This is a genomic window from Phaeocystidibacter luteus, from assembly GCF_008933115.1.
GTDB classification, from domain to species: Bacteria; Bacteroidota; Bacteroidia; order Flavobacteriales; family Schleiferiaceae; genus Phaeocystidibacter; species Phaeocystidibacter luteus.
The window spans coordinates 81,511-94,196 of record NZ_WBVO01000004.1 but is presented as its reverse complement, the minus strand read 5'-3'; the positions used below and the strand labels follow the sequence as shown (position 1 = coordinate 94,196).

The 12,686-nt window shown below is 47.6% G+C and carries 11 protein-coding genes; 6 read left to right on the top strand and 5 right to left on the bottom strand.

Going from position 1 to position 12,686, the window contains the following annotated elements; all coding sequences use genetic code 11:
* The first annotated feature begins 53 nt into the window (after positions 1-53).
* The 3 genes from F8C67_RS06895 to F8C67_RS06885 are packed head-to-tail and all read left to right on the top strand — an operon-like array spanning position 54 to position 3,548.
* The gene (locus F8C67_RS06895; RefSeq protein ID WP_151667096.1) at positions 54-902 is read left to right on the top strand and encodes a UbiA prenyltransferase family protein; all 849 of its coding nucleotides are present in this window, start codon (positions 54-56) and stop codon (positions 900-902) included.
* Between the two features lie 23 nt (positions 903-925).
* Entirely contained in the window at positions 926-2,203 is a 1,278-nt protein-coding gene (gene kynU / locus F8C67_RS06890; RefSeq protein ID WP_151667095.1) for a kynureninase, read from the top strand.
* Between the two features lie 10 nt (positions 2,204-2,213).
* A complete protein-coding gene (locus tag F8C67_RS06885; RefSeq protein ID WP_151667094.1) occupies positions 2,214-3,548 on the top strand; it encodes an FAD-dependent oxidoreductase in 1,335 nt (444 codons plus the stop codon).
* Here F8C67_RS06885 and F8C67_RS06880 read toward each other — a convergent pair whose 3' ends face one another.
* Positions 3,549-4,307, bottom strand: coding sequence for an ABC transporter ATP-binding protein (locus tag F8C67_RS06880; protein WP_151667093.1), 759 nt, complete (start codon positions 4,305-4,307; stop codon positions 3,549-3,551).
* Positions 4,307-5,053, bottom strand: a complete 747-nt coding sequence (locus tag F8C67_RS06875) for an MlaE family ABC transporter permease (RefSeq protein WP_151667092.1) — start codon at positions 5,051-5,053, stop codon at positions 4,307-4,309. Before F8C67_RS06875 ends, F8C67_RS06880 begins: the two co-directional genes overlap by 1 nt.
* A 139-nt stretch (positions 5,054-5,192) precedes the next feature.
* On the opposite strand from F8C67_RS06875, the gene F8C67_RS06870 reads away from it, so the two are divergent.
* From F8C67_RS06870 to purE, 3 genes are read left to right on the top strand one after another with little or no spacing between them, the layout of a single operon-like run.
* The gene (locus F8C67_RS06870; RefSeq protein WP_170266391.1) at positions 5,193-5,834 is read left to right on the top strand and encodes a SprT family zinc-dependent metalloprotease; all 642 of its coding nucleotides are present in this window, start codon (positions 5,193-5,195) and stop codon (positions 5,832-5,834) included.
* Positions 5,831-6,994 (top strand): 5-(carboxyamino)imidazole ribonucleotide synthase, encoded by a 1,164-nt coding sequence (locus tag F8C67_RS06865; protein ID WP_151667090.1) that lies wholly within the window; start codon positions 5,831-5,833, stop codon positions 6,992-6,994. The genes F8C67_RS06870 and F8C67_RS06865 overlap by 4 nt, the downstream gene beginning before the upstream one ends.
* Positions 6,995-7,017: 23 nt before the next feature.
* A complete protein-coding gene (gene purE / locus F8C67_RS06860) occupies positions 7,018-7,500 on the top strand; it encodes a 5-(carboxyamino)imidazole ribonucleotide mutase (protein ID WP_151667089.1) in 483 nt (160 codons plus the stop codon).
* 20 nt (positions 7,501-7,520) lie between these two features.
* Here purE and F8C67_RS06855 read toward each other — a convergent pair whose 3' ends face one another.
* From F8C67_RS06855 to F8C67_RS06845, 3 genes are all read right to left on the bottom strand, one after another.
* Positions 7,521-7,850 carry a hypothetical protein gene (locus tag F8C67_RS06855; RefSeq protein WP_151667088.1) on the bottom strand — a complete coding sequence of 110 codons (330 nt, stop codon included), beginning with the start codon at positions 7,848-7,850 and terminating at the stop codon, positions 7,521-7,523.
* A 734-nt stretch (positions 7,851-8,584) separates the two neighbouring features.
* Positions 8,585-9,343: a LytR/AlgR family response regulator transcription factor gene (locus tag F8C67_RS06850; protein WP_151667087.1), complete on the bottom strand. Its 759-nt coding sequence runs from the start codon at positions 9,341-9,343 to the stop codon at positions 8,585-8,587.
* Positions 9,344-9,433: 90 nt separating this feature from the next.
* Positions 9,434-12,400 carry a ligand-binding sensor domain-containing protein gene (locus F8C67_RS06845; protein ID WP_151667086.1) on the bottom strand — a complete coding sequence of 989 codons (2,967 nt, stop codon included), beginning with the start codon at positions 12,398-12,400 and terminating at the stop codon, positions 9,434-9,436.
* Positions 12,401-12,686 lie beyond the last annotated feature (286 nt).

Here is a 12,686-nt window from a genome sequence, read left to right as displayed (position 1 = left end):
ATTACATAATAGTTTTCAACGCCTTATGACAACTTTTACCTTTACTTTGTTTCATGCTCCAAAAGGTTTTCAGAGCTTTTGTATACAGTAATTTGTGGGTCGGCTTCGCTGTCGCCTCTCTAGCCTGGCTTTCCTCATATCGATCGGGTGAAATTTCCATAGACTACCTTCTCTTGTGCTTCTCTAGCACGGTCGCTTTTTACGGATATGCGCGTTGGGTTGAAACTTCAGAAATCAAGACAAAACCCAGTCAGCATATTGCGGCATGGACCGTCCACAACCGCAAAGCCATTTTTGCTATTTCTATAGCCGCTTCTGCTGGGGCAGCAGTTGCATGGATGAAGCTTCCGAATACCCCCAAGGTAGTCTTTGTGGTTTGTGCTTTGCTCAGCGCACTATACACAATCCCCGCACTTTTCAATCGCCGAGGAGTCAGGTATCTCGCCGGGTTTAAAATCATCTATATAGCGGCAATTTGGACCGTTGTTACGGCGACAATCCCTTTGCTATTGGCAAACGAATTATCCGGAGACTATCAGATTCTTCATCATATAGAACGATTTGCATTCATACTTGCCATCACCATTCCTTTTGATATACGGGATGCTCGCACCGATTCTACCGACCTACTCACCTTACCTATGTGGATAGGTGTGGCTCGAGCGAGAAACATCGCGCTCACTGCCATCGCATTTGTCATTCTCCTTCAGCTCTACCCTGGTTACCACACCAATATCCCGTGGATTGAGGTCAGCGCCCTGTTGTTTACTGGATACTTGATCCATCGTTCCGATCAAGAGCTTCCCGATATGTATTTCAGTTTCTTGTTGGAAGGCACGCCGATACTTCTAGCGGTAGGAACAGCGCTCAATTCATTTGTCCTATCCTCTATTTCAAGCTAAATTAGCGGCACAAAATTCACCCCATGAGTTCGTTAACCTCTAGAGATTTTGCACTCCAAAGCGATGCAAACGACTCTTTATCAAGCCTTCGTCAGAAATTCCACATTCCTCAGCACAACGGTGCAGATGTGATGTATTTCACCGGCAATTCCCTCGGATTACAGCCGGTGGATGCCAAAAAGTATATCGACGAAGAGTTGGAAGATTGGAAGAACTTGGGTGTTGAAGGGCACGTTCACGCGAGAAGACCTTGGATGCCGTACCACGAGAACTTCACGAAGTCGCTTGCCCGATTGGTTGGATCTAAGCCAGAAGAAGTGGTTGCCATCGGCACACTCACGAACAACCTTCACTTGTTGATGGTGAGTTTTTATCGACCTACGGAATCTCGATTCAAGATCCTCTGTGAAGCCAAAGCTTTTCCTAGCGACCAATACGCGTTGGCCAGCCAGGCCCGCTTTCACGGATTCGACCCAAAAGAGGCAATCATTGAAGTAAGCCCGAGAGAAGGCGAACACACCATCCGCGAGGAGGATATCCACGAGATCATCGAACGCGAAGGCGACTCTATTGCCATGATGATGATTGGCGGCGTCAACTACTATACAGGCCAGGTTTTCGACATGAACTCCCTTACCAAATTTGCGCGTGCAAAAGGAATAACCGTTGGGTGGGATTTAGCACACGGCATCGGCAACATCGAACTAAAACTCCACGAATGGGACGTTGATTTCGCCGCGTGGTGTTCATATAAATACTTAAACTCCGGACCTGGTTCAATCGCCGGAATCTACATTCACGAGCGTCACCATGGCCAGCGCGACATCCCTCGTTTTGAAGGATGGTGGGGCCACGACAAAGGAAGTCGGTTTGCAATGCCCGATCAATTTGAACCGATTCCAACTGCCGAAGCTTGGCAGTTGAGCAACGTGCCCGTTTTGGCCATGGCTGCGCATAGAGCTTCTTTGGACTTGTTCGATCATGTCGATTTAGCCGAACTCCGAGCCCGAGGGAGAAAATTGAGCAACTATCTACGCGAAGTACTGTTAGAGGTTGCAGAGCTCACTGGCCGAGAAATCGAAATTATCACGCCTGCAAACGAAGCCCAAAGTGGTTGTCAGGTTTCGGTCCTATTCCCAGGTTTGGGCAAGGACTTGTTCGACAAGCTACTAGCCGCAGGAGTTATTGCCGATTGGCGCGAGCCGCATGTCATTCGCATGGCACCGGTTCCTATGTACAGCTCATTTGAAGACATCTATCGATTTGGGGAGACACTCCTCAACGTTTTGAAAGAAGCATAAAAACCTATCTATGAAAAAGGCTACCGTTGTTGGAGCAGGACTTGTTGGTTCACTTTGGTCTGTTTACCTCGCCAAACGCGGATACAATGTTGACATTTTCGAAGCGCGTCCAGATATGCGCGACGCTAGCTTGTCTGCCGGCCGATCGATTAACCTAGCACTTTCTGACCGTGGCTGGAAGGCCCTGGAAAAGGTAGGCTTGGGCGATCAAATCCGTGAAGTGGCCATTCCAATGTACCGTCGTGTTATGCACGCCATGGATGGGAGCCTTACCTATCAACCATACGGCAAAGAGAACCAAGCCATCTGGAGTGTTTCCCGCGGAGGTTTGAATCGCGTACTGATGGATCTTGCCGAACGAGAAGGCAACGTCAAAATCAACTTCGAACACAAGTGTAAATCGGTTGACCTCGAAAAAGGCTCTGCCACATTCACAAATAGAAATACGGGTGAACAAGTCGTTTCCGACAATGGATTATTGTTCGGTACAGATGGGGCATTCTCAGCTGTTCGAAAGGCGATGCAACGCACCGATAGATTCAATTACGAACAAGAATACATCGAACACGGCTATAAGGAGCTTTCCATTCATCCAAACGAGGATGGAACGCACAAGCTTGAAAAAAATGCACTACACATCTGGCCGCGTGGCGAATTTATGCTCATCGCCCTTCCCAACATGGACGGCAGCTTTACTTGCACCCTTTTCCATCCTTATGGGGGTGAGCAAGGGTTTGATGCACTAGATAACGACGAAAAGGTTCGAAACTTCTTTAAATCCACATTCCCAGACGCCTACGAGCTAATGCCGAATCTCATGGAAGATTGGCACGAGAACCCAACGAGTAGCTTGGTTATCATCCGTTGTTTCCCTTGGAGCAAAAACGGTAAAGTCGCTCTCCTAGGGGATGCTTCACACGCCATTGTTCCATTCTATGGCCAGGGTATGAATGCCGGTTTTGAAGACTGTACCATCTTCGAGAAATTCTTAGCAGAGACAAATGAAGATTGGGATAAGGCCATGAAGCTCTACGAAGAGGAGCGCAAGCCAAACGGTGATGCCATTGCTGATTTGGCGATGCAGAACTTTGTGGAAATGCGCGACTTAACGGGCGACCCAAAATTCCTCTTGAGAAAGAAAATTGAAGGAAAGTTCTCTACCCTTCATCCTGAGAAGTGGCTTCCACTCTACTCTATGGTAACTTTCAGCCATATTCCATACGCTGAGGCGAATGCCGAGGGCAAACGTCAGGCTGCAATAATGGAGCAAGTTATGGCGATGCCAAACATTGAGGAAAAGTGGGATAGCAACGAGGTAATGGAGTTGATGAACAAGCTTTCCTAATTACTTTCGAAGCGCTTCTTTCACCTTTTTGAACAGTTCGGAACGGAAAACAAAGTCGAGAACGGCTTCATCCTCGGAATGAAGAATTTCGTCCTTGGTTCCTTCCCAGGCCCGATATCCCTCTTTCAACAAAATCACGTGATCTCCGATTTCAAGTACGGAGTTCATATCGTGGGTGTTGATCACCGTGGTAATGTTGTACTCTTCTGTAATTTCCTGGATGAGGTTATCTATCACGATGGCGGTTTCTGGATCTAGACCAGAGTTTGGCTCATCACAGAAAAGGTACTTTGGATTCATGGCGATAGCACGCGCAATGGCTACACGTTTCTGCATACCTCCGGAAATTTCCGCAGGAAAACGATTGTGAGCGCTGTCTAATCGAACACGTGAAAGGCAGAAGTCTGCTCGATCTCGTTTCTCACTTTCGCTCATATCTCCAAAGAAATTCAACGGGAACATAACGTTCTCGAGCACGGTTTGCGAATCGAAAAGCGCTCCGCCCTGGAATACCATCCCGATTTCTTGTCGGAGTAAAGTGCGCTCATCTTTCGAGAGTTCGGCTACATTCCGGCCGTCGTAGACGATATCGCCAGAATCCACGTCATGCAGGCCGAGTACACTCTTTAAGAAAACTGTTTTTCCTGAACCGGAACGACCAATAATTAGGTTCGCTTTCCCTGGTTCAAAGTTTACGTCGATCCCTTTGAGGACCTCGTGTTCACCGAAACTCTTTCTTAGACCTTTTACTTCAATCATCAGTTCAGGAGTACATCGGTTAGTATGTAGTTGAACACGATAATGGCCAACGATGAATTCACAACCGCCGTGGTGCTTGAGCGACCAACCTCAACAGCTCCACCCTTAACGGTATACCCGAAATAGGCAGAAATGGAAGCGATGAGGAAAGCAAACACAATCATTTTAATGATGGCGTAGGATATGTAGAATGGGTCCCACCCCATCTGAAGTCCAAGGATGAAGTCCGAGCTCACCACCATTCCCGTCCATTCTCCCGCCAAGTATCCTCCTGCAAGTCCGAGCACAAGACTCAGCGTAAGCAGCATAGGATTGAAGAAAACGGAGGCGGCGATTTTAGGCAGAATGAGATAGTTTGCGCTATTGATCCCCATAACTTCCAGGGCATCAATCTGCTCTGATGTCCGCATGGTTCCAATCGTCGATGCGATATTAGACCCCACCTTACCGGCCAGAATCAGACTCACCATAGTAGGCGAAAATTCTAGAATGATAGATTCGCGAACGGCAATGGCGATGTAATAATCAGGAATGAATGGATCGTCTAGATTCAATGCTGTTTGAATAGTTACTACCGCACCCATGAAGAGGGAAATGATAGAAACGATCCAGAGTGAATCGAGTCCGAGAAGGTCTACTTCGCGCCAGAAAGCCTTCCAAGTCTCCCGCCAGCTTTCGGGTCTGCGGAAGACGCGCCACATGAGAAGGGCATAATCGCCAATGCCATTAAAGAATCTGTAGACCATGCCGCTAAAATAAGTTTAATTTTGTGGCACAAAGAGAGAATATGAAAGGGATTAAACGCATCATTCTAGTTATAGTTGCAAGTATTGGCTTCCTGAGCTTATCGAGCTGTGGTGCGGCTAAAGATTGCGACTGTCCTACATGGTCCTCTTCTACAAACGTATCGCCCAAGTGATAAACCAGTTACTTCCCTTTATACCAGAGGGTTCGGCCAGCTTTGTAGAGGAAATGCTGAAGCCGCATCATTTTTTGCTGAAGGTGGTTCGACCGCGAAAAACGAAACTTGGAGATTTTCGTCCGGGTTTGAGAGGACGCCCACATCAGCTCACTGTGAACGGCGATTTGCATCCGTATCACTTCTTGCTCACGCTAGTGCACGAGGTGGCGCACATGAAAACGTACGAGAAGTACGCGTCAAAAGTCAATCCCCATGGAGTGGAATGGCAGTCTATGTTTCAGGAATTGATGCATCCCATCCTCGACTCTCAAATTTACCCACCACATGTTGAGGCTGAAATCGCTCGATACCTGAGCAAGCCCAAGGCGAGCTGCTCGGCAGATACCAAGTTGTTGCGAGTGTTGAGAGAGGAAGATGAGATGAAATCGATGATTTTGACGCTTGAAGATCTTCCTGAAAACGCGGTCTTCCGATTGGGCAGCAGACCCCCCATGCGAAAGGGAAAGAAACGAAGAACAAGATTTCTCTGTGAAGAGCTAGGAACAGGACGTACCTTTGCCGTCCATCCTCTGGCAGAGGTAATAATATCAGAACGAGAAGAATGAAAGAGATTTTTTCGAATCCCAACTTCAAACTTGGCGTACTAGGTGGCGGACAATTGGGCAAAATGATGCTTCAAGAAACTCGTCGCTATGACATATATACAAAGGTGATCGACCCTGCGGCGGATGCTCCATCGAGGCTCGCATCCAACGAATTTGTTCAAGGTTCACTTACCGACTACAACACGGTCATGGAATTTGGACGTGGCTTGGATGTTCTCACCATTGAAATTGAGCACGTAAATGTAGATGCCCTTGAGGACCTGCAAAAGCAAGGTGTGAAGGTATTCCCGCAGCCATCGGCATTGCGTATCATTCAAAATAAGGCCGACCAGAAGGAATTTTATCAAACTAAAGGTCTACCAACTTCTAAGTTCTTCACCTTCAAAAACAAGGCAGAGATGCTAGAGGGCTTGAAAGATGGAAACTGGAAGCCACCGTTTGTTTGGAAGGCCGCTACGGGCGGTTACGACGGATTTGGGGTGAACATTGTGAAGGATGCCGCTCAGATTGAATCCTTGCCAGATCAGGCCGGATTGGTTGAAGCTTTCGTTCCTTTTGAGAAAGAACTCGCTGTGATTGTTGCGAGAAACGAGCATGGACAGACTGTGACGTATCCTGTAGTTGAAATGGAATTCCATCCAACTGCGAACCAGGTAGAATATGTGCTTTGTCCGGCAACGGTTTCTCCTGAAGCGGAAGAGAAAGCGCGCAAATTAGCGGTAGATGCGATTGAGGCCTTTGACTTAGTTGGACTTTTAGCCGTTGAAATGTTCTTGAGTAAGGATGGCGAAGTATACATCAACGAAGTTGCTCCAAGAACGCACAACAGTGGTCACCTTACGATAGAATCAAACTTTACATCGCAGTTTGAGCAGCATGTGAGAGCGGTAACGGGGATGCCATTGGGCTCAACTGAACTTCGCTTACCTGCGGTAATGGCTAACTTGGTTGGTGAAACGGGGTACAGTGGTCCGGTTCGTTACGACGGATATGAGAACTTGTTGAGCATGCCTGGAGTGTACATTCACTTGTACGGAAAGAGTTCCACGCGTCCATTTAGAAAAATGGGGCACGTAACGGTTACGAATGCCGACAGATCTGAAGCCAGAAAAGCGGCGGAGCAGGCGAAGAGTGCGATTAAAGTTATTAGTAGAAGTTAGACTACCCTAATAGACGAGAAAACATGATTGGAATTATCATGGGAAGCAAGAGTGATCTTCCCGTTATGCAGGAGGCCGCGGATGTTTTAAAGGAACTGGGCGTGCCGTATGAAATCACGATTGTTTCAGCCCACCGTACTCCGGAGCGCATGTATGAATATGGGAAGTCGGCGCATACGCGAGGCATTAAGGCCATCATTGCTGGGGCTGGTGGTGCTGCTCACCTTCCGGGAATGGTTGCTTCGCTGTCACCCTTACCAGTGATTGGTGTTCCTGTAAAATCCAGAAACTCGATTGATGGATGGGACAGTGTATTGAGCATCTTGCAGATGCCAGGTGGCGTTCCTGTTGCCACGGTAGCGCTAGACGGCGCGAAGAACGCTGGAATCTTGGCCGCTCAGATTGTAGGCAGTTCGGATGAGGCGATTATGCAGAACATCATCAACTACAAAGAAGGCTTAAAGACGAAAGTTCTGAAAAGCGCAGCAGATTTAGAGGGGAAGTAATTCCCCTTTTTTATTGCATGTCATTGAATGTCTACCGAGAACTGATAAGCAGAAGACTTCTGGCAAGAGCTTACGCGGTAGAAGATGGGATACTCGCCTTTGTAAACGATACAGGTGAGGGAAGCATCCTTGGCTAGAGTTACTTCTACATCGATGGTAGAAAAATTTGTGACATCTACGGAATCCAAAGTTCCACTGAGCTCGTTAATAGACCAGTTAAAATCACTTGCGGATTGAAAAACGAGTGTATACTTCGGTTCTTCGAAGGTATACTGTTCTTCAACGACGTTCTCTGAGCAAGAGCTGAGGGTAACGACGGCTGCGATGAGTGATAAGATGTAAGTCTTCATGGTTCCTCCATTTGGTATTAAAATGCACGATAGCATAGCTACATGTTGCTTTTCGCCACTTCGGAAGGGGGGAACTCCGTATTGAAATGCACTTCAAATGTAGGAGATGACTTACGGTTCAGTCGTTATATTTCGTCGAATGGTAGGAAATGGACTACGAATGGGGGAATTTGGAGGGTTGGAGGGTTAGAGGGTTGGACCTTCGGAATGATGTACCGACTTAAGGTTCCGACCAAAGGGAGGAATCCCGCGAGGCGAAGCTGATGCGGGAGACTTTTGGACTAATAGACTCTCGGACGTTTAGATGGGGACGGGAATGCCGCCTAGCAATAGGGATTCCGCGGAGCGAAGTGGGCGATTCACTTCGACTTTTAGCGCTGGTTCCAATTAGTACAGGACTTTAATCCGTGCGGGCTATAGAAGCCTCTCCGGCGCCTTAAGGGGCCCCAACCCCACCCCTTGTGGTGAAGTTCGGAAGAAATAAATCAAATCGCTGAATCTCACAATGGAAATTTGAAGGGTTGAAAACTAAGCGTTTGTATACGTTTACGACACGACTTAGGTCGCTGGGATGGTGTAACTTCCGACTGGGGAGGAGGAGTGGCGGACCCCAGCTGCTCGTGGTCAGCAGCCCACTTCTAACCTAGCTATTCCAACTCACACCATCCCATTTTTTACCCCACAAAAAACCCCACAATCATCGATCATGGGGCTCCATTTTATCACAGTGTTGCTCAGAGTGATTTCAGTAAGGTCATCAAGTGTTCCTTCTTCCTATTGGCTACCGGAATCCTGGAATCATCTTCCATAATCACATAGCCTCCATCCGACTGCACATAACGCTTCACATAGTTCATGTTCACCAAGTGACTCTTGTGAATGCGCTCAAAATTGTGGTCCGACAACATGTTGTCGAATTCTTTTAACGTCTTGCTCGCAAGCAGGTTCTTACCCGTGCGAAGTACAAACTGCGTATAGTTGCTCGAAGATTCACATCTCAAAATGTCACTCACCTTAATGATGTGCATGCCATCCGAACTCGGAATGACAATCTTCTTTGGAGATTCAGTCGCCGAACGAAAGTTCTCCAACAGAACCGAAATTCCAGCACTTGGCTCAACCGAGTTTATCTGCTGAACCTTACGAACCGCCTTAACGAGCTCCTCAGGATCAATAGGCTTCAACAGGTAGTCTAATGCCGAAAACTTGATCGCCTTTAGCGCGAATTCATCATGCGCCGTAGTGAAGATTACCTCACCGTTCCAGCTGATCTCCTCAGCTCTCAATTTCTCTAGCAGCTCAAATCCGGTCTCACCGGCGAGCTTTACATCCAAGAACATCACATCAGGCTTGCCACTCACAATTTCTTGCATGGCACCTTCAATATTCGAAGCTTCTGTGATTGGACGAATGTCTGGACAAAAGAGCTCAAGCTTACCCTTTAAGGCAGCTCTACTGTTCTCTTCGTCATCAATAATCAATGCTTTTAACATGGGGCAGTGTTGCAGTTCTTACAAATCTAATGAATCCGACCGACCCATTTTATCCAAATGAGCAATCGCGGTTGTGCTCCTATTTAACGACTATTCGTCGTCCCACTCGTCTACCGACTGAAGCGGCAGTTGAAGAAGGACTCGCGTACCCGCAGCATCTCCGTTTTCGTCGTAAAGGTCTTCGGTTATTACCGCACTCCGACCTCCAAAGGTGCGCTCGAAGAGCTCAACGCGTCGTCGACTGATTTCTCCCGCCAAACTCCGGTGTGTTCTACCGCTCTTTTCATTCAACTCGGCCGACTTCTTTCTGCCTACTCCATTATCCTCTACCACACACTTCAATGAGCCTTCAACCTCTGTAAAGGTGATAGTCACTTTGCCTCCGCCGGTCGGGCGCAACCCGTGCAGAATGGCGTTTTCAACATGTGGTTGTACCATCATTGAAGGCATAGAAAAGCCGTACGTATCGAGATCGTCATCAATAATAATCTCACTTTCAAAAGATCCTGAAAAGCGCAATTTTTCAAGGGCGAGGTAGTTCTCCAGCAATTGAATCTCGGTATGTACAGGAATGACATGCTCCCGAGAACTCTCTAGCATCAATCGCATCAACTTCGCAAAGTTGTTCAAGTACTTCACCGCCTCCTTGGGCTCATTTTTAAAGATGAATCCAGATATCGCATCAAGTGCGTTAAAGACAAAGTGCGGATTCATCTGCAACCGAAGTGCGCGTCGCTCCAGGTCGTTACGCTCTTCTTCAAGTTTCAATCTCGCATTGATTCGCTGGAAACGAACACGGATGTACAGCCATACCGAAGCGGCCAGCACAAGCCCAACAATTACGTAGAACCACCAGGTTTTCCAAAACGGCGACCGAATCACGAAGGTGTATGGTTCCGAGTATAAAGACTTTCCACTGATTGGATCAAAAGCCTTCACTTCAAACGTGTATTTTCCCGGAGGAACACTGGTGTAAATGGCCTCCGTCCTGCCCTCAGCTGCCGTCCATTCGCTGTTTAGCGGGCTCATTTTATATTGATATTGAAGCGACAACGGGTCAGCCACCTGAAGCGCAGCATACGAGAATCTCAAGTAATTCTGGTCCCATGGCAATTCCAGCGATTGCGGCATTCCGCTCCACGGTTGAACGGATGTGCTCCACAACGACCAGGTCTCAGGCTGCTCGAAATAGAGGTCCAAGGCAGTCAGTTGAAGCTTTCCCGGAACCACGTTTTCATTATCTCTGCGCAACGGCGCAACTATCACACCCGCATTTGTTCCGAAAATGATGGACTCATCACTTCGTACTACCGCATGCGGATTGCACTCCGTTTCGCCAATTCCTCTTGCGTTTGATACGCGTGCTCCGAAGCCCCATCCTCGGTTCCAAACGATGTTCTGAATTCCACTTTCAGTGCCGATCCACACATCACCGGCATCTACATCAAGTGACCAAACATTGTCGCTTATCAAGCCTTGTGAAGCGGTTATTGAATCTAGTCTTTCTGAATCCAAACGCCACAAACCGTGACCATTCGTGCCCATCCAAAGCGTGCCTTCCTGATCAACCTGAAAGGTAGCTGGCGAAATCCTGAGCATTAAATCTTCCTTGAAAGCATTCTTCCAACCCTCTCCTTGTTGTTGAAGAATCCTCCCCTCAATGTCTAATGCCCAAAGTCGACCTAAGTTATCTTCTTGAATTCGGGTAAATGCCGTTGTTGTTAGGTTGATGTCAAGAACCCTGAATCTACCATTCGCGAAAATGTAAATCCCTTCTGTGGTGGCAACGGCCATGCCGCCGCTAGACAAGGGTTCTAAATCAAAAATGAAAGCATTGCCAAGTCCATTTTCTTCCCCGTAGGTTCTGAAACCAGTTCTAGTTCTACGAACCAATCCGTTCTCCGTAGCGATATAGATATCCCCAGATTTCGTTTCTACCACGTCGAAAATCAATCCACGTGGCAAACCCGAACTCGAGGTAAAGGATTCTACATCCCCTCTGTATTTTCTTCGCGACAAACCAGAAAGCCCTCCCATCCACAAGTCGCCATTTGAACCAAGCGCCACAGCGTGTATTCTATCGTCGGCAAGTCCATCTGATTTATTTATTCTGAAAAGATCCGGCTCCACCAATCTACTCAAGCCGGTAAGTCCACCAATCCAAATTCGGCCGTCGGTAGACACGTGCAAGCAACGAACTTTAGGAGTTGTCAATCCTTGCTCCTCACCTATTCGGGTCTCAGCAACAGATTCGGGAAGTTGAGAGTCGTATCGTCGAAGTCCATTCAGATAACTTCCATACCACCAGCGACCACGGCTGTCGAGCACGATATCACGAACATCAGGGTGAGCGCCTCCGTCTCCAGAGCTACTCAGGTTTTTCAACCCTACTCCTTTTCTCAATATGAGATACACATCGTCGGCTGCCCCTACCTGAATGGCTGAGCCGTCTTCATTTGGATTCGGATCGAAGATTGAACGCACATTAGTCCCATTCCACCACTTCTCCCACTCCTCTCCATTCTTGCGATAGACTCCATTGGAGGCACCGATGAATAAATCGGAATTCGTGGCGCAAACAGACATCAGTTCCACATCATCCTCAAAATCCCATGAGGTAGTTGTGCTATCGGGAGCAACCTTCCAAATACTTCTTCGGTACACCACAAATAACTCCTCATCTACAAAAGTGAAGGCCACTACTCTTTCTTTGGGCAGATTCCAGACATCCTGAAACGTGAAGCCATTGTACAATACGAGTCCTTTATCGGTGCCGATAAGAAGACCGAGTTCCGTTTTGAAATGAAGTCGGGTAATGTAGTTTGAAGGAATACCTGCAGCGTTTTCGGTATTGAAAACCTGTGAATGCAGACCGTCAAATCGGGCAAGCCCTCCCCCTTCCGTGGCGATCCACATGAAACCTAGGTCGTCTTCTACAATATCATTAATGGTGGAAACGGGTATTCCTTCATCCTGACCAAAAGTCTGGAAGAAATACTGCTGGGCTTGAAGATTCAAACCGAGGAAAAGAAAGGCTATGACAAGTCTCCAACTCACGAAGAGCCAAGATAAGGGATTCTCAACCTTCCATAATCGGAAGGGCGCGAGAAATGAGAGATGCGATTAAAAGCGTGTGTAAACGGAAGTAAACGTTTAACCTCCGACTAGAGCGAATGCCTCGGCGCATCTTAGCCAAGTGAATTATCGTTGTGTCATAGGGCTGTTCCTTTTTTCCTCTCAATTGGGTCTTTCTCAATTTGTGGGCGGTGGAACCTTGAACCTCACGACATGGTCTGAGGGCATATCCAAAGTCTACATGGGAAGGCCATCCGTCCCTCACACC

What these genes read in the sequence shown, in the direction of transcription:
- F8C67_RS06895 (WP_151667096.1), top strand. Translation starts at nt 54, where the DNA reads ATGCTCCAAAAGGTTTTCAGAGCTTTTGTATACAGTAATTTGTGGGTC.
- kynU (WP_151667095.1), top strand. Translation starts at nt 926, where the DNA reads ATGAGTTCGTTAACCTCTAGAGATTTTGCACTCCAAAGCGATGCAAAC.
- F8C67_RS06885 (WP_151667094.1), top strand. Translation starts at nt 2,214, where the DNA reads ATGAAAAAGGCTACCGTTGTTGGAGCAGGACTTGTTGGTTCACTTTGG.
- F8C67_RS06880 (WP_151667093.1), bottom strand. Translation starts at nt 4,307, where the DNA reads ATGATTGAAGTAAAAGGTCTAAGAAAGAGTTTCGGTGAACACGAGGTC.
- F8C67_RS06875 (WP_151667092.1), bottom strand. Translation starts at nt 5,053, where the DNA reads ATGGTCTACAGATTCTTTAATGGCATTGGCGATTATGCCCTTCTCATG.
- F8C67_RS06870 (WP_170266391.1), top strand. Translation starts at nt 5,193, where the DNA reads ATGGTCCTCTTCTACAAACGTATCGCCCAAGTGATAAACCAGTTACTT.
- F8C67_RS06865 (WP_151667090.1), top strand. Translation starts at nt 5,831, where the DNA reads ATGAAAGAGATTTTTTCGAATCCCAACTTCAAACTTGGCGTACTAGGT.
- purE (WP_151667089.1), top strand. Translation starts at nt 7,018, where the DNA reads ATGATTGGAATTATCATGGGAAGCAAGAGTGATCTTCCCGTTATGCAG.
- F8C67_RS06855 (WP_151667088.1), bottom strand. Translation starts at nt 7,850, where the DNA reads ATGAAGACTTACATCTTATCACTCATCGCAGCCGTCGTTACCCTCAGC.
- F8C67_RS06850 (WP_151667087.1), bottom strand. Translation starts at nt 9,343, where the DNA reads ATGTTAAAAGCATTGATTATTGATGACGAAGAGAACAGTAGAGCTGCC.